This window comes from Photobacterium sp. HL06, assembly GCF_059552575.1.
The window spans coordinates 1,570,203-1,595,646 of the sequence record NZ_CM183914.1 but is presented as its reverse complement, the minus strand read 5'-3'; the positions used below and the strand labels follow the sequence as shown (position 1 = coordinate 1,595,646).

Genomic DNA, 25,444 nt, shown 5'->3' with positions numbered 1-25,444 from the left:
CCAACCTTCGTGCGAAAAAGTGCTTAGTGGAATTCAGATAACGGGCAAGTCATCAGCGGTTTTAGTGCTGTTGCCAGTTGGTTGATTGCTCGATGAAGTTTGGCGCGGTCGAATTCATCCATGTCGGCCAGCTTCATGGTTACGTGGTTCTTGGTAAGGCGAGCGCCATAACATAGCGTTGCCTTGATGTTTTCTGGTAAATGGTCGTAAACCAACCCGCCACGGGAATCGCTATTAAATAGCGCGTGTATGTTGGCTATTGATTCGGCAGCTGCCGGGGCGGAAGGTTGAAGTTGTGCCTGTGCCATGATGGTGTTCTCCTATGCTAATCCTGGAATGGGTAAACCGTTCATCACAGCATCGGCGCACATAGACACAAACGGTGTCGCTCCCTGACAACGGTTTTCTACATCGCTCATCAGCAAGACCAGTTCACGTACTGCGTTCTGGGCTTTGCCGACGATTTCATCTTTCTTGCGGCGGGTAAGGCGCTGCTCTGATTCCACTTCACAAATGCTGCGGCTTATGTCGCCAGCACAGGTATTGATGGACATTGCAGCCATTACGGGTGATTTGCTTTCGCCGCTTTGGGTTGGAAGTTTCACTGCAGTCATATCCAACGCAAACAACACGCTATTGACTAAGCCTTCGTTGCCGCTGTTCTTGGTGATGCTTACCAGTTCACGAACGGTCAGTTGGTGCGGCTGATTTGGGTTCAGCTTGTTGCGCAGCATTTGAGGACGCATTGCAGTTTCATTTGCAATCTGCTCAAGGTTCTCTGAATCTGCAAATCGCACACACGCTGCGTCAAAGGCGTCTTGTTTGGGCTGGTCTAGTACATACATTGAATAACTTCCCTATCATGTAATTATTCAAATGAACAAAATGAGTACGCAAAGTAAGCATGAGCACAAAGTTTTAGCCATTTGGCGACATTCCTGCTCTGCTTTCTTTTTACCCGGTTGGATGTATAAGCCAGGCTGCACTTCAATGAATCCACCAAGGTGGCCGTTGATACGCGCAGCTGGCACAGGGTTTGAAAGGTTGCATTTGCGTACTTGCATTACGCCACCTGCATTTCTGCTTCTCGCATAGCGATTTGCTGCATGGCGATCATATTCACAAGTGGCAGTTCACGGGTCTTTTCTTTTTTCTTAATAATGATTTGGCCCTTCGAAATCTTGTCTTTAATGGTGCCTAGCGGCATGCCAGTAAGGGCGGAATACTGCTGAATGGTTACGAATGGGACGGTTATCGCTATTTGATATGGCAACATAATGGTATCCTCATCTGTCAAATTCGTTTTATTCGGTTTCAATCGGTCAACTTCTGTAGCCCCACGCTACATTTGAAATGGTAGATCTACATATGATGCATAGTCAAGATGAAAATGCAGCAACACCAAAAATTGCTGCATTTGAGTACAAGGGTGGGAAGTCCGTCACATCAAAATTGTGTGACGTGCTGCATGTGAATGAATATCAAGATCTGGCTGAAGTTTTCTCTATACCAAGAGGAACAGTTTCTACTTGGCATACTAGAGAAACAACTCCGTATGAGATTGCAATCAGAGCGCACTTGACTACAGGTGTATCACTAAGATGGTTGTTGCTAGATGAAGGTGAAGCCTTCCCTTCCCAAGTTGTTACTAGCAGTACCAATCCAAACGCCCTTCTAGTTGATAGATTTCTTATCAAAAGTGGACAGCTAGTAGAGCAAAACCAACTGACTTTGGATAAATCAGTTGTTGAGGAATCTGCCTCACATAACCTAATTGCGATCGAAGAACCTAACTGCACCTATGTAGTTGATAAAGATGAAACAACTATCATCAGTGGAAAGTATTTAGTAACAATTGATGACCTACTCTCATTAAACGATTTGCAAAGACTTCCTGGTAAGAAGCTAGCTATGAGTTTTGGTGATTCATCGATTGAGGTTGCAGAGGGTGATATCAAGGTGCTTGGCAGGATAGTTATGACTATGGCTAAGGCGTGATGCAGCCTTCCATTTTGAGGGAGATATACGCATTCGGTGCGCATATTATATATAAATGTTAAGCATCATGGAGAACTTAGTGCAAAATTTAATCTCAGATGTAGTTCTAGGAGCAACAATCGGATCATTTATTACGATTGTTGGGATGTGGCTAACTAATCGTTACCAGTCAAAATCAAAAAAAGAAGATAGAGAACATGCTATAAAATCTGAAATATACATGGCGGCCGCAGAGCAACTGGCAGCTTCTAAGCTAATGCTAATGAAACTTCCTAATATCTCACTGCAAGAAATGGAGAGCTCATCAGCTAAAGGAGTGGCTACAGCAAAGCTAACTATTGTTGCAGATAATTCAACTGTACAAGCGGTCACAGATCTCTCTGCCGCTATTGGTCAGGCGCTTCTTACCCTAATTCCTGAAAAGCTACCTTTAGATAACCTTAGAACGGATATTCAAATTCTAACTTCTCAATTAGATGGTAACTTCCAGAAGCAGAATCAGATGCTCAATGAAATGACTGCATACAATCTAAGGGGAGAAAGTGACCCGAGGTTGTGGCAAACATTACAAGATAATTTTGATTACCATTCTTCTCAGGTTAATCAAATCATTCAAGATAGAGACTCAAAATATGCTGAGCTAAATAGAGAAATGAAAGGGTTATTTGTTAAGTGCATGGAAGCATCAATAAGTTTGTCTGAGTTGGAAATAAAGGCCATCACTTGCATTCGTAGTGAACTTGATATGCCTTTTAATGAATCAGAGTATCGCAATGCTATCGAAACAAATAACACGAAAATGGAAGCCGAATTCAGCAAATTTTTGGTTCGTGTCCCAGATGCTTAACAAGGTAATAAACGGGACGCTTTGTAACTGCAGCTGCTATTAAAAGTGGTTTAATACAAGCAATTAAATTGTTTTTGGGCGGTTTGGTGAGCGCCCGTTATCGCGACGTTTTATAACTCTAAGGTGAATTAATGAGCAGTAATCAATCCGCTTATATGGTATCTACAGCTCACAGTTATTTGAGAGCCGCAAAATTGCTATGGGGTGAACCCCATTTACAGGGAGTCTCCGTTGTGAATGCCGCTATTGCATTGGAGATATTGCTTAAAAGTTTTATCGCTGACCCTGTCGAAAATCAAAGAATCAATACTGTATCTGAACAGTATGAGATAAAAAAAAGATTCCATAGGCTTACTCAGCTATACCAAAAGATTGATAAATCACTTCTCCTAAAATTAGGTTTCAAAGAATTTTGGATTGAAAGATTTGACAACCTATTTATTGAAGCTCGTTATCCTTATGAAGAGGATTCAAAAAGTAGCTATTCTGATGCGCCAATAGAGGTTGGTATTGAAATGTTAAATGCGACAATTGAATGGTACAAAGATAGTGATAACGATGACCCTTGGATAAAAGCATATCCTAATGTTCCGGGAGGCGGGTTATAACAAACGACTATGGCGTTAGGCTTTAAATAGAAGGAATCGAAAATTGTCAATTGTACGAAGATATAAAGACGATATTTACCTAATTGTCTTTTCGGAAGCTGGTATATCCATCACAAACGAAGTTAGCCGTCTTCTTCCTTCTAGAATTGAGGTCGAAAAACTTAAAAAGGCATGCGACGAATATCTTGACGAATTATCAGACCAAGAGATAGACCTTTTGAATCAGAGTCAAAAAGATGAGTGGAAGAAAGAGTGTGACGAAGCGCAAAAATCTAAGAGTGAACCTCGCGCAAGTGAAATTAAGGTTGGCAATGTATATCTAATGGTCAATATGCGTAATGGGTATTACAAGATAGGTTTTACTACAAAAGAACCACAATATCGTGAATCAACCTTACAATCTCAAGAGCCAGAAGTTGAATTAGTAGGTTCTTGGGTAGGTTCAATGATTGATGAGGATAACCTGCATCGTACTTTTAAAGCAAAGCGTATTCGGGGTGAATGGTTTGCATTAAGTGAACATGACATCAATGATATAGAGCAATACTTTGGACAAGCCTAAAAGGCCATCAAGATGACTTATTACAGGCGTTGGTATAGGTAGATATTCACAATGATTTATAAATATATTGGGACAAATAGTCCTGAAGAATCGATTAATATACTAGAATATTTTGTTAATGATGGGAGCATCATGGCAAGCAATCCTAGAACTTTTAATGACCCATCAGAGTTCAAAGTTAAATATAACTTTGAAGCAGATAAAGGGAGCATTAAGGAACGCTTCTTCGTTGATAACCCCTCAAAATCTATACATGAATTTGAGCGTTGGTATAGCTCTCTGAACGAAAATAACAAATGGCACATCGGCTATCAGACACGCCAAAACCTTTTGAATGCTACCGGAGTTGTCTGCTTTACTACAGAGCCTGAAAACTATCTAATGTGGTCGCATTATGCAAAATCTCATACAGGTTTTTGCATAGGGTTTGATGATGAGATCTTAAACACGATAGAGGATTATCAAGCAAAGGGACCTGTCGCATATAGTAATGACGTACCTGAGTTTAAGTATTACTCACAGGCAGTTGAAGACTTTTATAAGGCAGTGTTCTTTAACAAGTCTACTTCTTGGGCGTATGAGAAAGAATTTCGAGTTGTAACTGATGGATATGGGATCAAGAAATTCGATAAATCATTAGTCAAAGAAATTATAATAGGTTGTAAGTCGCCAATTGAACTAGATAACTACGTTCGACAATATATCAACTCCGAAATAACTGTGTATCACATGATTGACTTACCAAGTGCATATAAATTGAAAAAAGAAAAAATGAAACATGGTCTTTATGTCGAGAGGTGTGCGCTTTAATATGCCCATACAAGACAATCAAGGTGATGCGTTACACTCGGCGGTTTTGATATAGAGTTCGTTTCGGCTTTGTAAGTTGGTCGTGGGCACCTTATTGCAGGCGTAGAAATTTAAAATGAACATGGCATTGAGGTCATAAATGAAAAAAGTAATTGATAAGTTAGCTTGGTTATACATTCGTGATGGGAAGCTTTTAGTTGTTCGTTCCAAAGGAAAGGATTTATTTTATATTCCTGGCGGTAAGCGCGAAGAAGGTGAAAGTGATGAGCAAGCACTTATTCGAGAAGTTAAAGAAGAGCTATCAGTAGATCTGCTTCCAAATACGATTCAATATGCAGAAACATTTACAGCACAAGCTGATGGTAAAGATAGCGGTGTATCAGTAAAACTAACATGTTATTTTTCAGGTTTTAATGGTGACTTGCTCCCAGACGCTGAAATTGAAGAGCTAAAATTTGTAGATGCTAGCGATGAATCTATCTGTTCATTGGCAACGGTCATTACAATGAATTGGCTTAAATCAGTATCACTAATATCGGCATAAAATGCCTAACTAAAGGCCATCAAGGTGATGCGTTACACTTGGTACTTTGGGTATGGAATTTAACAGACAGCAGCAAAAAGCCCTGGCTCTGCGAATGCTACCCGTAGGGCCGTTCCTAAACGCATTCGTAAGCGCTTCGCCACCAAAGGCGAAGTAGCTGCATTTATCGCAAAAAAGACAAAAACCAGCACAACCCATAGAATTAAAATATCAAAAGCCATTAAGATATTAACCCTCGCGCATATTAATGGCTGAATCTCACATGGACAAACTCGACATTAAGGTAAAAAGAACTCAAGAAGAAAAGACACCCACTGATGCAGACGCTCACCCTGAGCTTCTTGAAAGTTTTGTGATGCCCAAGCCAATTAGATCTGAGGCTGTGGCACAAACTGAGCAAAAATTAGTTAAAGCTGCAAAGCTGTCCAAACAAGATATGGGCAGCATGACGGACGAAGAACTGCTCGCTTTTCTTGATGGTAAGGGTGCCAACCAGGATGAAATTATTTATCCTGGCACTCAGTTTTCAGTTCAATCAGAACTTACTCGTCGAGCAATTCAGAAAGCGAGCAAGCCCGGTATATATACCAAGGTTTCTTTGGCTCTTGCCGCCTTGAGTTTAGCTATCTCTGTTGCATCATCGTGGTCTGATTTGAAAGATTATCTTTCGTTACTTGCTGGCTCAAAACCTTCTGCTCAAGTATCTGCACCCGTTCAACCAAATGGGAACGCTGGGGATAAGATGCAAAATGAGAAACCGAAAGAAGAATAATACAGACAAATGTAATAATTGAGATGGTGGTCAGAATATCAATATCTCGATTGAAATCTTTAAGTGTTGTTCGCATTATCCGTTCCTTGGTTATGCCAAAGGTGTAGTTTTATCTTATCATAATACTGTATGCATACACAGTCGTGAGCACCTATGGCAATACGAAATCTAAAAGACAGCAGCAAAAAACCCTGGCTATGCGAATGCTACCCACAGGGCCGTTCCGGTAAACGCATTCGTAAGCGCTTCACCATGAATGAAGTGGATGATAAGCCCTGGCTTGGGGAAAAGGATGATACCCGACGGGTATCTAACATCATTGAGCTGCGGTACAAAACTATATTCACTATCGTGCCAGTTGCACAACTAAAGGCAATGGCAAATTAAATTCAAATTACTTTTGTTTTCTTCGTAACCTTTCAAGAGCAACATCTATCCTGGATTCAATGCCCTTCTTAGTCCCTTTTAATAACTTGCCATTATGTAACATGTACCATGCATTGTGTTCACCAGTATCATTTATTAATTTGAACCCTTGGTAAACTTCAATTTTACGTTTCGATGTATCGTTGTTGACGGTTTTTTCAGGTGATAACTCCGTTTTATTATCACACCACCAATCAATGCTTTCTTTGATAAAAGCTTGTTCACCAATAACAACCTTACCGTTAATCTTAGCCTTCCAGTTATCAAAACCTTCAGTTGAGCTTTCCATAAGATAGCCCCGGTGATGCACCCTTTTTATTGTTGCTTGTTGGCTGTGATTCGAGTCCGTTTCCTTCGGTATGGCCCGGTTGTTATTGATACCAAATATTCTGAAAAATCCATTTATCATAGACATGCGTGATACTTTAACTGAACTCATTCGGGATTTTTATAAAATCTAGCAAAATTTAGAAGCAAGTTCAAACCGGTCAAAAGAAACCGTGCTCCAAGCCCACCATTTTTATAACTCAATAAGATCACGTCATTTGTTTATTTCGTATGTCAAAATGAAACTTTTCGCATATCATTGAACTGTATGTACACACAGTTATTGGTGATTATGGCAATACGAAACCTAAAAGACAGCAGCAAAAAACCCTGGCTCTGCGAATGCTACCCGCAAGGCCGTTCCGGTAAACGCATTCGTAAGCGCTTCGCCACCAAAGGCGAAGCGCTTGCTTTTGAACGCTTCACCATGAATGAAGTGGACGATAAGCCCTGGCTTGGTGAAAAAGATGATACCCGTCGGTTGTGTGACATCATTGAGCTGTGGTACAAGCTGCACGGCAAGAACTTAAAATCTGGTAGCCATGCCAAGTATCGGTTGATGCTGATTTGTGAAGAGCTGGGTAACCCGATTGCTTGCCGATTCACTGCTCGCGACTATGTTCACTATCGTGCTAATCGCACCAATAAAGGCAGTGGCAAGTTATGCGGTACTGAGCTCTCCCCTGCTTCTCATAACTATGATCAGCAGTGGTTGCTTACTGTCTTCAATACGCTAATTGGAATGGGTGAAGTGAAGTATCCAAACCCGATGCAGGGCGTAAAGAAAATCAAGCTCTCTGAAAATGAGCTGACTTACTTAACCCATGATGAAATGTACCACTTGTTCGAGGTTATCAAAGATAGCCGTGTTAGTGATCAGCTTGAAAAGGTCATGAAGGTTTGCCTGGCTACTGGTGCACGGATTATGGAAGCTGTCGAACTGCGTGGTTCGCAGCTATCTAAGTATTCAATCACCTTCACTAACACCAAAGGGAAACGGAACCGTACCCTACCCATCAGTAAAGAACTCTACGATGAAATCTACCAACCCACTTCAGAGCGTTTGTTCAATGTAAGTTATAGCGTGGTTCACAAGTGGATTACCCGAGCCTTCCCTGATTTACCCAAGGGGCAATCTACGCATGTGCTTCGCCACACGTTCGCCAGCCACTTTATGATGGGTGGCGGAAACATCCTGGCACTGCAAAAAGCACTCGGCCATACCGACATAAAACAGACTATGGTTTATGCCCACCTAAGCCCCGATCACCTGGTTGAAGTTCGCGAACTAAACCCTCTTTGCCAGCTCTCCCTGCCGCCAAAAAGTGGCGACAAAGTGGCGGCATAAGTCGTTTTCAGGCGGTTTTTCTCGTTCACACTCGTTTTAAGGCTTTTTATAACCAATTGAAAAGGTGCGGAAAGCCAGTATTTACGGGGTGTTCGAAAGGCTATGTATATCATGTCGTATGACTTGCACGGGGCATGGAACGATCATGTTGGTCATAACGCTGCGCTTTACGACACCGGTAAAGACTCCGAACTCGCCATGTGGAATGTCTATGGTACCGCGGCATATGGTGGTATTGGTTACCTCAACACCGACTGGGCCTACCACTACTTCCGTGGCTCGATGCCAGCGGGCCGGATCAATATCGGGGTTCCCTACTACACCCGTGGCTGGCAAGGTGTGACTGGTGGCGAAAATGGCCTATGGGGACGTGCGGCACTCCCCAACCAAGCTGATTGTGCTCCAGGTACTGGTGAAGGAGAAAAGAACAACTGTGGTAACGGCGCACTAGGCATCGACAACATGTGGCACGATACTGACCCTAAAGGCAACGAAATGGGTGCAGGTTCCAACCCAATGTGGCACGCGAAGAACCTAGAAAAAGGGATCTGGGGATCTTATGCGAACGCTTACAAACTTGATCCAGTGAACGACCCTGCAGATAAACTGGTCGGTACGTACACTCGCCATTATGACAATATAGCGGTAGCACCTTGGCTATGGAACGCTGAAAAGAGCGTATTCCTTTCAACCGAAGACAAGGCGTCGATCAATATAAAAGCGGATTACATTAAAGATAAAGAAATTGGCGGTATCATGTTCTGGGAACTAGCCGGCGACTATAGCTGTTACGTTCTAGATGCAACCGGTAACCGAACAACCGTTGATGAAACAGAACAAGCATGTGCAACGGGCAATGGTGAGTACCACATGGGTAACACGATGACTAAAGCTATCTACGATAAGTTCAAGTCAGCAGCGCCATATGGAAACAAAATTGCCACGGGAGCCATTCCAACCGAATCCCTCGATATTAGCGTAACCATTGGTGGTTTTAAGGTTGGTGATAAGAACTACCCAATCAATCCTAAGCTCACCTTTACCAATAACACAGGCAAAGAACTACCGGGCGGTACTGAATTCCAGTTTGATATTCCTACTTCGGCTCCTGATAACGCCAAGGATCAATCAGGAGGAGGACTAAAAGTCATTGCTTCTGGCCATACCGCTGCCAACAATATTGGCGGACTTCAAGGTGATATGCATCGAGTCGCTTTCACTCTACCAAGCTGGAAAAACCTTCCGGCAGGCGGAACCTATGAACTGGACATGGTTTACTACCTACCAATTTCTGGCCCGGCGAACTATAGCGTTAACGTAAATGGTAAAGATTACGCCTTTAAGTTCGAGCAACCAAATCTGCCGCTCGGCGACATATCAACAGGCGGTGGCACTCCTGGAGGAGGTGATTGTGTCACCACAGGCGTAAATACCTACCCTAACTGGCCACAAACTGATTGGGCAGGAAACCCTACCCACGCCAACCAAGGCGACAAGATCATCCATAATGGTGTGGTCTACCAAGCAAACTGGTGGACAAGCTCAACACCGGGTGGCGACGGTAGCTGGACAAAAGTGTGCACAATTTAAGCAATTGTTAATCTGCTAGCCTAGCGCGGGAAGTTTCCCGCGCTTTTTAACTAAAATCGCCTATTTTTTGGCCAGTTAGCCATTCATTTCACACAAGAAGCAGCGTCAAAATTCCAGCACACATACGCAACTTGATTACTAACGGAAATTTGACGGTTCAAAAACCAAGGAAAAAAATGCGATATTGTGCTCAAAAAACAGACAAACAGTTCTAATGACGATAATTCATTCTTTATGAGTTGCGTTCACTTTTTTGTGATTGTAAAACAGTCAATTACAGTTTCCTCAATATCAACTTTCTCATCTTTAAGATATTTAACACAAACATGACATAGATAAGGAGATAATAATAAAATCCATATTTAACTTAATGTATTTTAATAGAAATGATAAATTTATCTTAAATTATACCGGATTATTTTGCTATGCCACTCATCAATAGACATGGTATTCAAGCCTAAACTTTATAATCTTTTATGGTAAAGTCTCGCCATCTTAGTCATAAATCAAACAATAGAGTGTTTAATAAGAACAATGAAAAAGGCGATTTACCTGTTCATCTTGGTCTTTTGCTATTTGCCGCTACAAGTATCAGCAAGTAATACTCATAGCAACTCATATAGTAATGTTAACAATCCTGATGTCGTCATTAATCATGTATATGAAAAGGCGAATTTAAAAGGAATTATTGATTATCAAGTGTTTAAGGAAGGCTATAACGCTTACTATAATACTAAGGGGAGAAAAAAACAGTTACTTACCATTATTGATTACAGCAAGCCTTCGACTGAGAAACGCTTTTTTGTTATTGATTTAAAAAGGAACATACTGGTTTACAACACATATGTCTCACATGGCGTTAACAGCGGTGGCAGAGAAGCCAAACGCTTTTCAAACACAGTTAACTCCAGGCAGACATCTTTAGGTACCTATCTCACAGACACAACATACTATGGTGGTAATGGTTACTCGTTAAAGCTCGATGGCCTGACCCATGGTGTTAACGACAACGCACGCCGGCGTTATATCGTGGTACACGGTGCCGACTACGCAACAGAAACCTTTATCAAGCGTAATGGATATCTGGGTCGTAGCTGGGGTTGCCCTGCTCTGCCAAGAGGTTTGTCTCGCCAAATCATTGATACAATTAAGGGTGGTAGCGTTATTTACGCCCATGCTTAATATCTGTAGTAAATATATGGCTGTTATTTTTAACAGCAGTCATATATTTGCTTCTCCAAGTAATATAATACTTGCTACCTGAATTTAGACTTAATGTGAAGATAACCTTCACTAATTGAGTTATAACAGTTTACCTTTATTCCTATAGTTCTTATATTATCAACACATTAGAGAACAGTATAATCAGGCACATTGCGTTCAGGAATCGTTCTTCTGTTGTCTTAAGCAATAATAAAACGCAATATTACCGATATTTACTAACCAATTAGTGCTTCTAGTACTACCATAAAAATTCCTTTTTTTGTTTTCGCTCCCATCAAATAAATGTCTTGCACAGCGAGGCCTTCACTTGCCATAAAGTCAGTTATCTCCCTATTGGCGTTACCATTACAATCCAAACCAAAACCGAACTGTTCGCCAGTGATCTTCAATATAGCCTGAGACTTCTTCATTCCGGCCGCATAGTTACCTTTAACAAAGCTATCGGCATAAATATCACAGACCAAAACACTACCTGAAACGGAATGATCCCGAATTTCTCGAAGCGTATTCCTAACCGACTGTTCGTCGAGATAAAGGGTAACCCCTTCCCACAGGAACAACGTTTTCTTAGACGAGTCATATCCAGCATTCTTCAGCTTTTCATACCAATGCTCTGTTGAAAAATCCACCGCTACAAAATGAACATGGCTGGCATCTATACCTGCTTTCCTGAGGCTAGATAGCTTAAGTTGCTGGATTTTTAGCTGATCCAATTCGAAGCAGCGTAGCTTATGGCCTTTGAGTTTGCCATAGCAGCGAGTGTCGAAGCCTGCGCCCATACAGACGAACTGCTCAATACTGTCTTGATGCTTTTCAATAAGTTGATCAAAATAGAGAGTACGAGCAGTGACTAGGTGTGAAAGTCCTTCTTCTTCTCGTTGCGGGATCGCTGGGTAACCATACGTTTTGCCGCTGATCTTGTAGCGAAGGTAACTCGGAAACAACACCAGCCACAGCCCCAGCAAAGAGTTATTAGGCAGAGCACGATTAAGCTGTAGAGATACAGGATCGTCTCTCAACCCAAAGAGGTGCATGACCCAGCGACCGTTAATAACTTCAACTGCCGTCGAGGCCACGCCTAGTTTTTTACTGATATAAGTCTGCTTGTAAAATACCAGCATCAGCCCTAAAACGGCTAAGGGGATAAAGGTAATTTGGACAACAATGAAAACGACTAAGGCTATTACGTTCATACAATAGGCATAACCCTCAATGTTCAGAGCCAGAGCAGAGAGACTCTAGTCGAAGCATATTTGATCTATAACCAACATGATCAGCATCGTTATTTGATACTAGCTCAGCTTTTCAATCATTGATTTAATACCAACCTGGATAAGTAGATGGTCGGTTTTTCATGTGGAAAAAATGCCAAGTACAAGGCGGAAATTGCAGTAACTAGTGGCTCTAATTACAAAATTTCCAACGCTGTAATTGGTGATTTTAACCATGAGGAATGACCAGATATTCATTTAGGTTGGTATAAAGACATTGAGGCAAAAAAAATCCCTGCCTAAGCAGGGATTTAGTAATCATTTTAAAGCGTAATGCGATTAAGCAAGTACGTCTTCAGCTGATACGTATGGTAGATCCAGAGCAACGGCAACTTCGTCACAAGTGATCTGGCCGCGGTATACGTTCAGGCCGTTTAGTAGGTGCTTGTCTTCCTGTAGTGCAGCTTTATAGCCTTTATCTGCTAGCTTCAGGATGTAAGGCAGGGTCACGTTGTTCAGTGCGAACGTCGAGGTACGAGCAACGGCACCAGGCATGTTCGCAACACAGTAGTGAACAACATCGTCAACAATGTAAGTTGGGTCGCTGTGTGTTGTTGCGTGAGACGTCTCAACACAACCACCCTGGTCGATTGCAACATCAACAATCGCAGCGCCTGGCTTCATGTTCTTAATCATTTCAGCAGTAACCAGTTTCGGTGCAGCAGCACCAGCAACCAATACACCACCGATTACAAGGTCAGCTTCCAATACGTGTTTTTCGATAGCATCTTTGGTTGAGTACACACACTGTACAGAGCCACCAAACTGCGCATCTAGGCTACGTAGTACGTCAATGTTACGGTCAAGAACAACAACGTTTGCACGTAGGCCAACAGCCATTTGCGCTGCGTTAGCACCAACAACACCACCACCGATGATAACAACTTTTGCAGGCTCAACACCTGGAACACCAGCAAGTAGCATGCCGCGGCCGCCTTTTGATTTCTCAAGGGCAAACGCACCAGCCTGGATAGACATACGGCCTGCAACTTCAGACATAGGAGCCAGCAGTGGTAGGCGGCCTTTGTCATCAGTGACTGTTTCGTACGCGATACATACTGCTTTGCTGTTCACTAGATCCATAGTCTGCTCTGGATCCGGGGCAAGGTGAAGGTAAGTAAATAGGATTTGGCCTTCACGAAGCATCGCACGCTCAACAGCCTGCGGCTCCTTAACTTTAACGATCATTTCTGATTCAGCAAAAACAGCTTCTGCTGTTGGCAGAATTTGAGCACCCGCATCAATGTAATCCTGATCACTGAAGCCGATACCTGTACCCGCTAGTGTTTCAACATACACAGTATGACCATGTGCTACCGCTTCGCTTACTGAAGCTGGAACCATACCCACACGGTACTCATGAACTTTAATTTCCTTAGGTACACCAATAATCATCTTTGTATCCTTGCTGCCTTGTTTAAAAGTTATATACACAATAATGAAAAACTCTTGGAATGTGCCACCGTTTTTTAACCTAATCACAACAAATGCATCTAGGATTTTCTTCTGCTGTGGCACAATAAACTGTTTTTGACCTAGCTCACACAAGATTAATTCGGTTTTTGACCAGAAATTAGACCACTAAACCACCTTTTCACCAAGATCTAGTGATTATTACCACCAATGAGATAGGCAGCAGTCATAATGACTAAGCAAAAACCCGCAAATGCAGATTATTTCAATGTGTTATGGCGTTAATAAAAGAGGAAAATGCAGAATTTTGCGCTTTAATAGCAGAATTATACGCATGAGGTAGGTTGTCTCCAACAACCACACCGGACAACAAATGATCACACAAAAGCAACAATTGTGTGATCGTTTTGTGCTGTAGAGCACAGTCTATTACGCACAAAAAAAGCCGCTTCCGCGGCTTTTATAAAATCAGATGTGGCTGGACAAGTTAGTCTTCGAAATCCCAAGGCATATCTGGCAATGCGTTCAGATTTTCACTGTAACGCTTTAGATCAAAGCTGCCTTCATTTTTGGCAACGTCAAATACTTCAATAGACAAAGCACAGGCAATCATTTGAATTGCTTCTTCTCTTGGTGTCCCCGTCATCATCAGGCGCATTAGCGTTTCCTTAACTTTGATAGGATTGCCTTCTGCCAGCTGGTTTTCTACCGTTTCCACCAGCATATCGCCAGTCATGATTTCATCATTTTGCATAATTAAGCCTGTAAATTACGTTAACAACTCTATTTTATACTAATATTGCTCGCTTTAACCCATGCACATGTCATTTATCAGCAGCTCGTTTGGAATACTGTATTAAGTCAGCGACCACAGGGTGGGCTTCAACCATCGTTGTGAAATGATAATCAGGGGTAATAGCCCAATCAGGCTGCTCTTCGTTGACCAACACGACTCTCAAGCCAGCCGAGCTGGCCGATTGCACCCCTGTTAAACTGTCTTCAATGGCGATTACCTGTGATGAATTGTAGCCCAAGGTTTCGCAAGCAAGATGGTAGATATCCGGCTCGGGTTTATTCTTATCGACGTCCTCACCACAGAATACATGCTCGAACAAATCAAGCCAGCCGTGGTGATGCAAAATTCCCTCAACATATTCTCTCGGGGCACCAGTCACCACAGCCAAAGGTAAATGGCCATGCAACTGATGTAGCATATCTTCCGCGCCAACCTTAGCTGGGATGTTGCCCTGTAGCAAGGCACTGCGCGTTAGCCGCTCCATTTGTACAAGCATTTGCTCGATGGAAAGATCTAGTGAAAAACGTGCCTGTAAGGCGGCAGCGACTTTATCCCAGGTGACTCCCGCATATTCACGCAAGAACAACGCCGAGGACATCTCTTTACCGTACTGTGCCAAATAACTCGACCAGTTATTAGCATGAAACACTTCCGAATCCACCAAGGTGCCATCGAAGTCAAAACAAATTGCCTGCATGTGACTTTTTATCCTAGCTATCAGCTACTTCAAACCCGCTATAGTATGGAGTCACAATCATTTTCGCAAATAAGAAGAAACCGTACGATCAAAAAGGCTTGAACACCTCCCCCGAAATGGTGAAAGTTAATCAAGCCAATACCTCATAAGTCCCGAAGTTAGCGTCTAATTAGCAACTCTATACACCTATCCAGTGGCATCGGCTTGCTAAAATAGTAGCCTTGGACATACTTGCACTTTAACTCTCGCAAGATATCCAACTGTGCTTTGGTTTCAACCCCTTCAGCGACAACTTTAATACCAAGCTTATGGCTGAGATCGATGATCAGGGAAACTAAAGTCAGGCTATCTTGACTCGAGCCGAGCTCTTTAATGAACCCCCTATCAATTTTGATGATATCCGGGCGTAATTCAACGACAGCACTCAGCGACGAATAGCCGGTACCAAAGTCATCCAGGGCTACCTGAATGTCACGTTGCTTAAAATTGCTCAGCAAACTCTGTATGTCATTGCTTTCTTGAGAGGCAGTCGATTCGGTAATTTCAATGATAATGGCTCTATCGGGCAATCCATATTGCTCTATCACCTCCCAAACCTGTGGCTCTTCGCTGTTATTGATGAACTCTTTCACCGAACGGTTAACAGAAAAGCTCAAATGGGTATAGCCAGCCTCATGCAGCATCTTCAAATCGCGGCACGCCTGATGAAGGACAAATGAGCCTACCTGCTTAATGAGACCGTATTTTTCAGCAACAGGAATAAAGGTAGCCGGTGAAATATCCCCCCCCACTTCATCATGCCAACGAACGAGCGTTTCAAACTTATTGATTTCCCCTGTCTGGGCATTCACGATGGGTTGGTAATGCACCGTCAGGGCTTCTTCGGCAATCGCTTTTTTTAGCCGATCACGCAGCTTGAGCTTTTGGATATACTCAGACTGGAGTTCACCGTCATATTCACAGAACCCATTTCGCCCCTGCCCCTTCATGTTATACATGGCATAATCTGCATTTTTCAGCAGTGCATGATGGGTCAAGCCGCTCTCAGGGAAGGCCGAAATACCGATACTCACCGTGGTGTTGATCTCTATGCCATCAATTTCCAGTGGCTTGGAAATAGCGGTTACAACCTCCTGTGCACGTTCTTTAGCATCTTCTGCAGAGACATCTGGCAATAAAATACAGAACTCATCACCACCATAGCGACAAATATTGTCCTTCTCGTGAAAGAGCTTTTTCAGCCGCTCTGCAATGTGGGTGAGTACCCTGTCACCAAAATCATGGCCATACAGATCATTGATCGACTTAAAGTCATCCATATCAATAAATAGCAGTGAGAACACCTGGCTATTTTTGTGTACTGAATTGATCTGCTGTTCAACGCGATGAATAAAGCTACGGCGATTCACCAAACCAGTAAGGGGATCATAATAAGCAAAAAAAGTCAGCTGCTTTTCTGCTTTCTTCCAATGGCTGATATCCCTAAAAACAGCGACATAGTTGATAACCTCATCATTGCTATCCCGAATGACATTGATTGACATCTCTTCCGGGTAAATCTCGCCGTTTTTCCGTTTGTTCCAAACTTCACCCTTCCAATGGCCGTTAGAATTTAGGCTATACCAAAGCGACTGGTAATATTCATGGTCATGAAGCCCTGAAGACAGCATGTTAGGTGTTAGGCCAAGTAACTCTTTTTCCCGGTACCCTGTCGTCTCTTCAAAGGCACGGTTGACGGAAATGATTTTGTTGGTCTTGTCGGTGATCAAAATACATTCAGAGGTATTATCGAAAACTACCTGGGCACGGTTTAACTGACGTCTCGCTTCTACTGTAGTCGTAATGTCGCGCTGAATACCTGCAATCCTGATAGGATGGCCTTTAGTATCCTTTGCAATTACACTCCCTTTCAGTTTCAGCCAGCGTTCACAGCCATCAGCAAGCTGCGGGAAATGCACTTCACTCAAGCGGAATTCAAACTGGAACACACTGGTGAAGTTTTGCTGAATAAAGCGCTGGAAAAAATTCAGCCCTTCGATACGGTCTTCCGGATGAATACAGTCTATCCACTCTGAAAAGTCACTGCCATTTTGCGGTTTTTTCCGATCAAGAATGCTCCAAAACTTCGGCGAGGTGAAAAATTCACCGGTAACGAGATCATATTCCCAGATCCCTTCTTCAACAGAGTTGAATGTCGTATTCAGCTTGTGGGAAGTTTTAGTCAACTTGGCTGAAATTTGGTAGACATCTGTAACATCATGCACCGTGCCGCGCATCAACAGAGGCTTGCCATCGCTGTCACGCGTCACATCAGCACGCTTACGCAAATACTTAATCGAGCCATCAGCCAATAATGCACGATGAACAAGATTATAGGTTACCGACTCCGACTCAATGGAGCCATTTAGCGTACTGAGTACCCACTCTCTGTCTTCAGGATGGATATACTCCGACAGCAAGTCGATGGATGGCGTTACCGTTGTATCTTCAATACCATAAATACGGTACACCTCCTGACTCCAGGTAATGGTGTCTGAGGTTAAGTCCCAGGACCAGCTGCCAAGCTTGGCAACTCGCTGGCCTTCCTCCAATTCCCATAGCAGCTTTTCTTGTTTTGATAACAAAGCGGAATATTTCAGTTCAACACCAAGAAGATAACTGAGATCGTTGCACCAGCTCTGTGCCTCTTCAGAATGTTCATAATGGTCTTCAAACAGGCAGACAACAATGCCAACAGGCTCATGGCCTTGGGCAAAAACAGGAATTCCCAGATAGCCTTCAACATCTAGCGCCTGCAACGCTAAATCCTGGGGAAAAAGTTCCTTGATATCAGAAGAATAGCAACAAGATTGGCTATTACCCTGAACTAACTGGCAAGGGGTCCCAACTAACGGATAAGAGAAGTTATCTTTTAATCTGCCAGCATCGCGATAAGAAAGGGTATTAGCATACTTTCTGGTTTCATCAAAGTAGCCAATAAAGCAATGCCTAGGCGCTAAACGTTCAAACAGGAGACTAGTGATTTTGTCAAATAACTGATTTCCATGTAAATTTTGCAGCGCTTTTTCTATTGTTTTATTCATCACTCGTTTAGCAACACTCTGAACTAAAATGCAAACCCAAGGATTATCTTGGTTATATATGCGAAACGGATGAGACTTTACAGCATGAGATATTTTTATTAAAGAAAACTCTACAAGTTGCGTATGCCATTATCCAAAAATATTGATTAACGTCACTGTAGCCACAATTGAGGCTACAACTCATACCTCAGCAGCATGAGGTATACCCTGTAGCACAGAAAAACAGCCAGGCTTCGGTACCCGACTGCTTACTGTAGTTTTAATTAGCTACTTGAGCTTTAGGGTGTGCAGGCAGCCGAATGGAAATAACGGTTGTTATGGCAAGAAAGGCAAATGACACCCATAGACAAGCGGCCAAGCCGGCAACTTGATACAGCCACCCAGACAAAATCGTACCGATCAGACGTCCCATGGCATTCGCCATATAATAGAACCCAACATCCAGGGAGACACCATCGTCTTTGGCGTAGCTCACGATCAGGTAAGAATGCAGCGATGAGTTCACCGCAAAAACAGCGCCAAAGATGAGCAATCCAACCACAATAGTGATCTCTGGCTGCCAGCCCGTCTGGATTGCAAACGCAACGGCTGCCGTAATAACAGAAAGTAACCCAGCCCAACCTAATGCTGCTTTGCCATCAGGCACAATGCCTTTCGCCTTACCCGTGATCCGTGGTGCAAAACCCTGGACAACCCCATAGGCAATCACCCAAAGTGCCAAAAAGCCTCCGACCCAAGTATGATCCCAGCCAAACACCTGCCCCATATAAATAGGCAGTGCAACCACAAACCAGACATCACGGGCGCCAAACAAGAACATCCGTGCTGCCGACAAGATATTAATACTGCTGCTCTTGGAGAAAATATGGGAAAACTTCACTTTCTTCTTTGCTTTACCCATGTCCTTTTCAAGCCATGTCAGGCTCATGAGCAACACTACAAACAGTACAGATGCCATTGCAATCACGGCACCTTTAAAGCCAATTGTTGCCAGCAGAAGCCCGCCGACAAAAAATCCAGCGCCTTTCAGGGCATTTTTAGAGCCCGTTAAGATGGCAATCCACTTATAGAGCGCCCCTTGTTGATCACCAGGAACCAGCGTTTTAATGGCACTTTTGGCACTCATTTTATTTAAATCTTTGGCAATGCCTGATAACGCCTGGGCCAGCATCACCCAAGGTACTGTCAGATAGGCTGAAGGTACAGCCAGCATAAACAATGCAACCACCTGCATCGCCAGGCCGATGTTCATCGTCCGATTAAGGCCGAGTTTCGCCCCTAGCCAACCACCGATCAGGTTAGTGACCACACCAAAAAACTCGTAGAACAAGAACAATGAGGCTATCTGTAGAGGGCTATAACCCAGCTGGTGAAAGTGAAGGACGACCAGCATTCTTAAGGCACCATCTGTTACTGTGAAATTCCAGTAATTGAAGGTCACCAGCATATACTGACGCACATCTTTAGAAAGGTTTGAAAAAGCGGCTATCATGCAGAGCTCTCTTATTGGTGTCCGGTCATTTTACCAGCCAGCACGACGCTGGCTGGTAATATGGTCATCACTGATACTATTTATGTTTAGCTGTTATGCCAAACCAACTTTACGGATCAGTTCAGACGTACGGGTTGCATAGCCCATCTCATTGTCATACCAAGCATACACTTTAACCATGCGGTCATTCACAACCATGGTCGACAGGGCATCAACCACCGTTGAGCGCTGATCACCTTTGTAATCAATCGACACAAGTGGGCGGTCTTCAAAACCAAGTACACCAGCCAACTCGCCTTCTGCAGCTTCTTTCAGCAATGCATTAACTTCTTCGGCAGTGGTGTCACGGCTTACGTCAAAAATGATGTCAGTTAGTGATGCATTGGCTAGTGGAACACGAACTGCGTGGCCATTAATCTTACCTTTAAGCTCAGGGAATATTTCGACGATCGCCGTTGCAGAGCCCGTTGTGGTTGGGATCAGGCTCATGCCGCAAGCGCGGGCACGGCGCAGATCTTTATGAGGAGCATCAAGGATTGTCTGGGTATTAGTCAAATCATGGATCGTTGTGAATGACGACTGCTCAATACCCAGTTTTTCGTGGATCACTTTAACTACAGGTGCGATACAGTTCGTTGTGCAAGACGCAGCAGTCACAATACGGTGTTTTTCAGCATCAAACAGATGATCGTTAACACCAACGACCACATTCAATACACCTTCTTCTTTAACAGGTGCAGAAACAACAACGCGCTTAACGCCCTGATCCAGGTATTTCTGCAAAAATGATGTTTTACGATGAACGCCAGTAGCTTCCAGCACCACATCACAACCTGACCAATCAACCGCATCAATATCACGCTCTTTGGTACAACGAATGCAGTGCTCGCCAATCACAATAGCGTCACCGTCTGTTTTCACTTCGTGATGCCAGCGGCCTTGCACTGAGTCAAACTCCAGCAGGTGCCCCAGTGTATGGGCATCGCCAGCAACATCGTTAATCTGAACAAATTCAATTTCAGCCCAGTCATAAGCCGCGCGTAAAGCCAAACGACCAATACGACCAAAACCATTGATACCCACTTTAATTGCCATTGTTACTGTCCTTTTATGAGAGTGCTACAAGCAATATAGCCCAAGTTTAACATTTGGAAGAGCATATATATGCCTTTCCGCATATAGTAATGATATCCGTCATTCATCGCCAGATCTTTTTTACTAAAAGAACAATTAAATCGGAAGAGTGAAACCCGCTCATCGCGCTCAATTTTTTACCTATACTTTTCTCAATAGCTCGACCTCACCTGTTGACCCTAAGCAGATTGCCATAGCGAAAGAGGTGAACCACTGATTGTTTTAAAAAACCCAAGGCAATAACGAATCCAAGATTTTTGGAGAAATAATATGAAAACAAATCGTAGGAATGGCTGGCTATTGGCGGCGACATTCTTGTCCTGCACGGCATTACTTAGCCAAAATCTACACGCAGCTTCCCACGGCAATGACAAAGATAAACTTGGTATGGTTCAATTCCCAACATCTTGTAGTAAAGAAAGCCAGGCGTTGCTGGAAAAAGGGTTAGCCTTGCTCCACCACATGACCTATGTAAAGGCCAGAGCAACATTCGAAGCTGTGGTTAACAAAGAGCCTGACTGTGCAATGGCTTATTGGGGAGTGGCGATGTCAATGATCCACCCGCTCTGGTCGGATCCACCTAATAATGATAGCTTTGCTAAAGGCCTAGCAATGCTTGAATTGGCCAATAGTAAAGGAAAGAAAGATCCGCGAGAGCTTGCTTATATTGCAGCTGTGGAAAGCTATTATTCCCAGGGGAGGAAAGCCAAAGAAACCGATAACCTCATCGCTTTTGAACAAGGTTGGCAAAAAGTGCATCAAGCTTTTCCATCAGATCCAGAAGCTACCGCCTTTTATGCACTGGCACATTTGGCTACCGCCTCTCCGGAAGATAAGAACTATTTGAAGCAGAAAAAAGCGGGAGAAACTGCCGCTACAGTTTTGGATAAAATACCGACACATCCAGGGGCCCACCACTATATCATTCATGCTTACGACTATCCTGAGCTGGCGCCAAAAGCATTAGCGGTTGCACGTAGATATGGTGATATCGCACCATCAATCCCCCACGCCCTGCATATGCCGACTCATATTTTCACTCGGCTTGGTTTATGGGAAGAGTCGATATCCATGAATATTCGCTCAGCAAAAGCGGCCAAGCAACACCCTGCCGGAGATAAGATCTCTCTTCACTACCTCCATGCACTTGATTATATGGCTTATTCTTACCTTCAGTTGGCACAAGACAAACATGCGCTGGAAGTCGTAAAAACAACCCAGGCGATCAGCGATCCACTTCAACCTCATGTCGCCTCGGCCTATACCCTAGCCGCTATTCCGGCTCGCTATGCCTTAGAAAGGCAACAATGGACAGCAGCTGCCAAACTTAAACCTAGAATACCTAGCAGTTATCCTTGGGATAACTACCCTGCCATGGAGGCAATCACCCACTTTGCCATTGCGCTCGGCTCTGCCCGATCAGGCAACGAGAAAGCAGCAGAGCAAGCTCTGAATACTCTCAGTAAATTACATGATCAAGCCGAAAAGGGATCAGCATACTGGGCCAAACAGGTTGAAATTCAACGTTTGTCTGCTTTGTCTTGGCTTCTCTTCCACCAAGACAGACATGATCAGGCGCTGCTTACAATGCAAAAGGCAGCCGATATGGAGGCAACGACAGAAAAACATCCCGTCACCCCGGGTGAGGTAATACCGGCCAGAGAACTACTGGCCGATATGCTTTTTGAAATGAAAAGATATCAGCAAGCCTTTGCTGAATATGAAAGATCCCTAAACCGAAGCAAGAACCGTTTTAACAGCATGTATGGCGCAGCAAAATCTGCAGAACTGGCTGGTGATAAGAGCAGGGCTGGTTACTACTATCAGATGATGGTTGATATAGCAGGAATGGGAGATACAGAACGGCCACGATTACAGCAAGCTAAAGACTTCTTAGCTGGACAGTAACATGCAAAAAACGATAGAGCCCCACTGATGGGGCTCTATCAATGAAGCTATTTATATTGCTGGATATAATCGATATGTGCTTGACGGGTAAAAGCCCCCGGACGCAGTGCCTGGATCTGTTCAATAGCACTATCAAGCGCAACACCGCGATCAAGCATAATACGGGCAGCAATCAAGCCAGTTCGACCTGAACCTCCCATACAGTGAACTACTAAAGCCCCACCGTTATCTAACATTACCTGCACCGCTTTATTTGCCTCAGGCCAGTTAGCGTTAAACTCTGCCCCTGGAGCACAATCATCTTCGATAGGTAAATGAAACCATTGTAACCCCAAGGATTTACACTGTTCAGCCAAGTGACTTAAGCCATCTTCCGGTAAATCGCCCGGCTCCAACGCTGTTAGCACTGCCGTTGCCCCTGCATCTTTTAACTGTTGCAAAGACTCTTGCAAATTAGCCTCTTTCGTCCCTGGGCAAGGTGTAAGCAGTAATTTTGCACCGCCAGTTAAAGGTAACGTCCAAAATGGATGCGTGTTAGACATAATGCATTCCTGTAGATTTAAGTAAAATTGTTTGATAGCTCAAGCGCCAAGCTGGTTGTTTGGTTTAAGGCTAAATCCGGGCTTTTTCCGATCTTTGATCAGGGTTAATTTTAGTTTTTCCTGATTAATCATTCCCGGGTTGCCGTTTCTTACTGTCGCCAGGGTATGGCGGATCCAGGCTGGCAGCTGATCAGCCAACCGGTAGAAGATCCATAATCCTTCTCGCTGATCTTGAAGCACCCCACCATCACGAAGTAGAGCGAGATGACGGGAAACTTTTGGTTGGCTTACGTCCAGAATTTTTGTCAGATCACCAACGGTCAGCGCTTGCTCATCTTCAATGAGCATTAGGATCCGGAGCCGAAGAGGATCACTCATGATCTTGAACAGCTCGACCGGCCCGACAACATTATGTTGTGCTTCGCCGTTGAGCATCAAAAACAGCGCAATCCGGGCTTGTAGGCCATCAAAGGTTTCTCTAAACCCATCGACGCCTTCCATTGGCTTAGGATCTTTAAAATCCCAATGAATAAGGGCATCAGAATCGGCGAACAAAGCACATTCATTACTTGCTTTATCACATAAGGTAATTACGACATCGAAGTGTTGATCATGAATGTCGATAGCTGACACGCTTTGCAAATTATCCGCACAAACGCCATGCTCAGCCAATACCTGATAGACGCGAGGATCAACTTCTTCAGGTTTCATACCTGCGCTCATTACTTGATACTGTTCGCCGGCCATATGGCGCATCAATGCTTCTGCGAGCTGTGATCGGGCAGAATTTCCCGTACAAAGAAAAAGTATCTTCTTCATGATCTTCCAAGTGAATAATGAACTAACGCCAGTATATATGATTCTATATATATAACAATAACCATATATTGATACGAAAGGGCAAGATTAGAGAGGATAAAGCAGCGCCCCTTTGAGCGGGGCGCATATTGATTTGAATCACTAACTTAAGGTATCAGGCGTTTCGGCTGTATTAGATAATACCCACTGTTCTACTTTTCCAGTTACCTGTGGATGCGTTAACAAGTCTAAGTGGTTGATCCCCACTCCTACCCATTTGTTTTCTTCAGGGTAATTCAATGCACGCTGTTCAGGTGTTGACTCACCTAATGCACTAGAGACCGGGACTAATCCGTCTCCTAATTTGAGGTTATTCTCATCGTTTAGGTTTTGTCCCAGGCAACTGGCAACCGCACAGCAAACCACACCTTGAGGTAGCAACGGACGGGCTAGTAGAGCATGAGCATCTCCTTCATCCGGTTCCCAGTCATCGTGGCGCACATAACCTTTGCTCAGGTCTTTCGTACCACTGCTACGAATTTCAGACAGCTTGGTGAGCATCTTCAAATAAGGTGCCTCAGCGATCCTGCCATCAATCCAGCAAGCAAGCTGTGCCAGCGGAGCACCGTTGTGAGGCGTTCCAAGCGTGATAAAGGTACGCAAAGTAGACAGCCAGGATAGTTCATGCTGCTGAGCATAATAACAGGCACTGCGGGTAACCAAGCCCCCCATACTATGCCCGATCACCACCAGCTCGTTCACTTTGCATGGCCAGGCTGAGATGAGCTGCTCCAACATTATCGCAAATGCTTCACCATTAACTGAAATATGTTGGCCAGTGTTATAACGTAAGTAGATGGGTGTATAACCATACTTTTCGAGACTGCGGCCATGATCGTGATCCTTGCGTTTCCACTGTACATCATTCATGCACCAGCCATGGACACACAACACAATGCGATCACTACATTCCGGTAACTGCTGGTTCAATTTGTCGGCTTCAAGGCTTAGTGTCTGACGCTGATCTCGGATGGCCATCTCTTGTTTAAAGCGACTATCACGCTGAACCAGGTAATCCCCTAAGATGCCATTCAACGTGGCGATGACGGCCTCGCTCTGTACTGGTGGCAGCCCGTGTTCGATGAAGTCGCCAAGTTTATCCTTAGCCACCACTCTATTTTCAGACACTTTTGATGAGAGCTCATCCATTAGCGTCTGAAATTTCTGACTCAGGTTATTCCTAGAAATCATACT

At 43.7% G+C, this 25,444-nt stretch carries 24 protein-coding genes and 3 pseudogenes; 13 read left to right on the top strand and 14 right to left on the bottom strand.

Annotated elements, in window-relative coordinates; genetic code table 11:
- Positions 1–23 precede the first annotated feature (23 nt).
- The 3 genes from repB to AC51G0_RS07525 form a co-directional block, all read right to left on the bottom strand.
- On the bottom strand, positions 24–308 hold the full coding sequence (repB, locus tag AC51G0_RS07535; RefSeq protein WP_496301435.1) for a phage replication protein B: 285 nt from the start codon (positions 306–308) through the stop codon (positions 24–26).
- Positions 309–320: 12 nt separating this feature from the next.
- Positions 321–845 (bottom strand): phage regulatory CII family protein, encoded by a 525-nt coding sequence (locus AC51G0_RS07530; RefSeq protein ID WP_496301434.1) that lies wholly within the window; start codon positions 843–845, stop codon positions 321–323.
- Between the two features lie 218 nt (positions 846–1,063).
- The gene (locus AC51G0_RS07525; RefSeq protein WP_496301433.1) at positions 1,064–1,276 is read right to left on the bottom strand and encodes a hypothetical protein; all 213 of its coding nucleotides are present in this window, start codon (positions 1,274–1,276) and stop codon (positions 1,064–1,066) included.
- 92 nt (positions 1,277–1,368) lie between these two features.
- Between AC51G0_RS07525 and AC51G0_RS07520 the strand changes: the two genes are divergently transcribed.
- The 9 genes and pseudogenes from AC51G0_RS07520 to AC51G0_RS07480 form a co-directional block, all read left to right on the top strand.
- Complete coding sequence (locus AC51G0_RS07520; protein ID WP_496301432.1) at positions 1,369–1,998, top strand: helix-turn-helix domain-containing protein; 630 nt, start codon at positions 1,369–1,371, stop codon at positions 1,996–1,998.
- A gap of 79 nt (positions 1,999–2,077) precedes the next feature.
- A complete protein-coding gene (locus AC51G0_RS07515; protein ID WP_496301431.1) occupies positions 2,078–2,845 on the top strand; it encodes a hypothetical protein in 768 nt (255 codons plus the stop codon).
- A gap of 131 nt (positions 2,846–2,976) precedes the next feature.
- Positions 2,977–3,453, top strand: a complete 477-nt coding sequence (locus tag AC51G0_RS07510) for a hypothetical protein (RefSeq protein ID WP_496301430.1) — start codon at positions 2,977–2,979, stop codon at positions 3,451–3,453.
- Between the two features lie 43 nt (positions 3,454–3,496).
- A complete protein-coding gene (locus AC51G0_RS07505) occupies positions 3,497–4,015 on the top strand; it encodes a GIY-YIG nuclease family protein (RefSeq protein ID WP_496301429.1) in 519 nt (172 codons plus the stop codon).
- Between the two features lie 51 nt (positions 4,016–4,066).
- Entirely contained in the window at positions 4,067–4,825 is a 759-nt protein-coding gene (locus AC51G0_RS07500) for a DUF2971 domain-containing protein (RefSeq protein ID WP_496301428.1), read from the top strand.
- A 139-nt stretch (positions 4,826–4,964) separates the two neighbouring features.
- Positions 4,965–5,369, top strand: a complete 405-nt coding sequence (locus AC51G0_RS07495; RefSeq protein WP_496301427.1) for an NUDIX hydrolase — start codon at positions 4,965–4,967, stop codon at positions 5,367–5,369.
- Positions 5,370–5,407: 38 nt separating this feature from the next.
- A pseudogene (locus AC51G0_RS07490) lies at positions 5,408–5,534 on the top strand (site-specific integrase); the annotation flags it as partial.
- A gap of 97 nt (positions 5,535–5,631) precedes the next feature.
- Complete coding sequence (locus tag AC51G0_RS07485) at positions 5,632–6,141, top strand: hypothetical protein (protein ID WP_496301426.1); 510 nt, start codon at positions 5,632–5,634, stop codon at positions 6,139–6,141.
- 153 nt (positions 6,142–6,294) lie between these two features.
- Positions 6,295–6,474: pseudogene (locus AC51G0_RS07480) on the top strand (site-specific integrase); the annotation flags it as partial.
- A gap of 61 nt (positions 6,475–6,535) precedes the next feature.
- Here AC51G0_RS07480 and AC51G0_RS07475 read toward each other — a convergent pair.
- Positions 6,536–6,982 (bottom strand): DUF3319 domain-containing protein, encoded by a 447-nt coding sequence (locus AC51G0_RS07475; RefSeq protein WP_496301425.1) that lies wholly within the window; start codon positions 6,980–6,982, stop codon positions 6,536–6,538.
- Between the two features lie 204 nt (positions 6,983–7,186).
- On the opposite strand from AC51G0_RS07475, the gene AC51G0_RS07470 reads away from it, so the two are divergent.
- From AC51G0_RS07470 to AC51G0_RS07460, 3 genes and pseudogenes are all read left to right on the top strand, one after another.
- Positions 7,187–8,242, top strand: coding sequence for a phage integrase (locus AC51G0_RS07470; protein ID WP_496301894.1), 1,056 nt, complete (start codon positions 7,187–7,189; stop codon positions 8,240–8,242).
- Between the two features lie 108 nt (positions 8,243–8,350).
- A pseudogene (locus AC51G0_RS07465) lies at positions 8,351–9,832 on the top strand (chitinase C-terminal domain-containing protein); the annotation flags it as partial.
- A gap of 534 nt (positions 9,833–10,366) precedes the next feature.
- Positions 10,367–11,014: a murein L,D-transpeptidase catalytic domain family protein gene (locus AC51G0_RS07460; protein ID WP_496301424.1), complete on the top strand. Its 648-nt coding sequence runs from the start codon at positions 10,367–10,369 to the stop codon at positions 11,012–11,014.
- 257 nt (positions 11,015–11,271) lie between these two features.
- Here AC51G0_RS07460 and AC51G0_RS07455 read toward each other — a convergent pair whose 3' ends face one another.
- From AC51G0_RS07455 to AC51G0_RS07425, 7 genes are all read right to left on the bottom strand, one after another.
- Positions 11,272–12,249, bottom strand: coding sequence for a class I SAM-dependent methyltransferase (locus tag AC51G0_RS07455; protein WP_496301422.1), 978 nt, complete (start codon positions 12,247–12,249; stop codon positions 11,272–11,274).
- Between the two features lie 357 nt (positions 12,250–12,606).
- Positions 12,607–13,722 (bottom strand): alanine dehydrogenase, encoded by a 1,116-nt coding sequence (ald, locus tag AC51G0_RS07450; RefSeq protein WP_496301421.1) that lies wholly within the window; start codon positions 13,720–13,722, stop codon positions 12,607–12,609.
- A 505-nt stretch (positions 13,723–14,227) separates the two neighbouring features.
- Positions 14,228–14,494 (bottom strand): hypothetical protein, encoded by a 267-nt coding sequence (locus tag AC51G0_RS07445; RefSeq protein ID WP_496301420.1) that lies wholly within the window; start codon positions 14,492–14,494, stop codon positions 14,228–14,230.
- A gap of 70 nt (positions 14,495–14,564) precedes the next feature.
- On the bottom strand, positions 14,565–15,233 hold the full coding sequence (locus AC51G0_RS07440) for an HAD family hydrolase (protein ID WP_496301418.1): 669 nt from the start codon (positions 15,231–15,233) through the stop codon (positions 14,565–14,567).
- Between the two features lie 158 nt (positions 15,234–15,391).
- Positions 15,392–18,316: a bifunctional diguanylate cyclase/phosphodiesterase gene (locus AC51G0_RS07435; protein WP_496301416.1), complete on the bottom strand. Its 2,925-nt coding sequence runs from the start codon at positions 18,314–18,316 to the stop codon at positions 15,392–15,394.
- 259 nt (positions 18,317–18,575) lie between these two features.
- The gene (gene arsJ, locus AC51G0_RS07430; RefSeq protein WP_496301415.1) at positions 18,576–19,808 is read right to left on the bottom strand and encodes an organoarsenical effux MFS transporter ArsJ; all 1,233 of its coding nucleotides are present in this window, start codon (positions 19,806–19,808) and stop codon (positions 18,576–18,578) included.
- A gap of 93 nt (positions 19,809–19,901) precedes the next feature.
- Positions 19,902–20,903 carry an ArsJ-associated glyceraldehyde-3-phosphate dehydrogenase gene (locus AC51G0_RS07425; protein WP_496301414.1) on the bottom strand — a complete coding sequence of 334 codons (1,002 nt, stop codon included), beginning with the start codon at positions 20,901–20,903 and terminating at the stop codon, positions 19,902–19,904.
- Positions 20,904–21,212: 309 nt separating this feature from the next.
- Here AC51G0_RS07425 and AC51G0_RS07420 point away from each other — a divergent pair, with 309 nt between their 5' ends.
- Positions 21,213–22,850, top strand: a complete 1,638-nt coding sequence (locus AC51G0_RS07420; RefSeq protein WP_496301413.1) for a tetratricopeptide repeat protein — start codon at positions 21,213–21,215, stop codon at positions 22,848–22,850.
- A 47-nt stretch (positions 22,851–22,897) separates the two neighbouring features.
- Here the strand turns inward: AC51G0_RS07420 and AC51G0_RS07415 are convergent, their stop codons facing one another.
- The 3 genes from AC51G0_RS07415 to AC51G0_RS07405 all read right to left on the bottom strand — a co-directional run bounded on the left by AC51G0_RS07415 (position 22,898) and on the right by AC51G0_RS07405 (position 25,441).
- Positions 22,898–23,392 (bottom strand): cyclin-dependent kinase inhibitor 3 family protein, encoded by a 495-nt coding sequence (locus AC51G0_RS07415; protein ID WP_496301412.1) that lies wholly within the window; start codon positions 23,390–23,392, stop codon positions 22,898–22,900.
- 39 nt (positions 23,393–23,431) lie between these two features.
- Positions 23,432–24,211, bottom strand: a complete 780-nt coding sequence (locus AC51G0_RS07410) for a metalloregulator ArsR/SmtB family transcription factor (protein WP_496301411.1) — start codon at positions 24,209–24,211, stop codon at positions 23,432–23,434.
- A 141-nt stretch (positions 24,212–24,352) separates the two neighbouring features.
- Entirely contained in the window at positions 24,353–25,441 is a 1,089-nt protein-coding gene (locus AC51G0_RS07405; RefSeq protein WP_496301410.1) for a PGAP1-like alpha/beta domain-containing protein, read from the bottom strand.
- Positions 25,442–25,444 lie beyond the last annotated feature (3 nt).

Bases quoted from the DNA above. Each gene is read 5' to 3' on its own strand.
- repB (WP_496301435.1), bottom strand. From the start codon at position 308: ATGGCACAGGCACAACTTCAACCTTCCGCCCCGGCAGCTGCCGAATCA.
- AC51G0_RS07530 (WP_496301434.1), bottom strand. From the start codon at position 845: ATGTATGTACTAGACCAGCCCAAACAAGACGCCTTTGACGCAGCGTGT.
- AC51G0_RS07525 (WP_496301433.1), bottom strand. From the start codon at position 1,276: ATGTTGCCATATCAAATAGCGATAACCGTCCCATTCGTAACCATTCAG.
- AC51G0_RS07520 (WP_496301432.1), top strand. From the start codon at position 1,369: ATGATGCATAGTCAAGATGAAAATGCAGCAACACCAAAAATTGCTGCA.
- AC51G0_RS07510 (WP_496301430.1), top strand. From the start codon at position 2,977: ATGAGCAGTAATCAATCCGCTTATATGGTATCTACAGCTCACAGTTAT.
- AC51G0_RS07500 (WP_496301428.1), top strand. From the start codon at position 4,067: ATGATTTATAAATATATTGGGACAAATAGTCCTGAAGAATCGATTAAT.
- AC51G0_RS07495 (WP_496301427.1), top strand. From the start codon at position 4,965: ATGAAAAAAGTAATTGATAAGTTAGCTTGGTTATACATTCGTGATGGG.
- AC51G0_RS07485 (WP_496301426.1), top strand. From the start codon at position 5,632: ATGGACAAACTCGACATTAAGGTAAAAAGAACTCAAGAAGAAAAGACA.
- AC51G0_RS07475 (WP_496301425.1), bottom strand. From the start codon at position 6,982: ATGTCTATGATAAATGGATTTTTCAGAATATTTGGTATCAATAACAAC.
- AC51G0_RS07470 (WP_496301894.1), top strand. From the start codon at position 7,187: ATGGCAATACGAAACCTAAAAGACAGCAGCAAAAAACCCTGGCTCTGC.
- AC51G0_RS07460 (WP_496301424.1), top strand. From the start codon at position 10,367: ATGAAAAAGGCGATTTACCTGTTCATCTTGGTCTTTTGCTATTTGCCG.
- AC51G0_RS07455 (WP_496301422.1), bottom strand. From the start codon at position 12,249: ATGAACGTAATAGCCTTAGTCGTTTTCATTGTTGTCCAAATTACCTTT.
- ald (WP_496301421.1), bottom strand. From the start codon at position 13,722: ATGATTATTGGTGTACCTAAGGAAATTAAAGTTCATGAGTACCGTGTG.
- AC51G0_RS07445 (WP_496301420.1), bottom strand. From the start codon at position 14,494: ATGCAAAATGATGAAATCATGACTGGCGATATGCTGGTGGAAACGGTA.
- AC51G0_RS07440 (WP_496301418.1), bottom strand. From the start codon at position 15,233: ATGCAGGCAATTTGTTTTGACTTCGATGGCACCTTGGTGGATTCGGAA.
- AC51G0_RS07435 (WP_496301416.1), bottom strand. From the start codon at position 18,316: ATGAATAAAACAATAGAAAAAGCGCTGCAAAATTTACATGGAAATCAG.
- arsJ (WP_496301415.1), bottom strand. From the start codon at position 19,808: ATGATAGCCGCTTTTTCAAACCTTTCTAAAGATGTGCGTCAGTATATG.
- AC51G0_RS07425 (WP_496301414.1), bottom strand. From the start codon at position 20,903: ATGGCAATTAAAGTGGGTATCAATGGTTTTGGTCGTATTGGTCGTTTG.
- AC51G0_RS07420 (WP_496301413.1), top strand. From the start codon at position 21,213: ATGAAAACAAATCGTAGGAATGGCTGGCTATTGGCGGCGACATTCTTG.
- AC51G0_RS07415 (WP_496301412.1), bottom strand. From the start codon at position 23,392: ATGTCTAACACGCATCCATTTTGGACGTTACCTTTAACTGGCGGTGCA.
- AC51G0_RS07410 (WP_496301411.1), bottom strand. From the start codon at position 24,211: ATGAAGAAGATACTTTTTCTTTGTACGGGAAATTCTGCCCGATCACAG.
- AC51G0_RS07405 (WP_496301410.1), bottom strand. From the start codon at position 25,441: ATGATTTCTAGGAATAACCTGAGTCAGAAATTTCAGACGCTAATGGAT.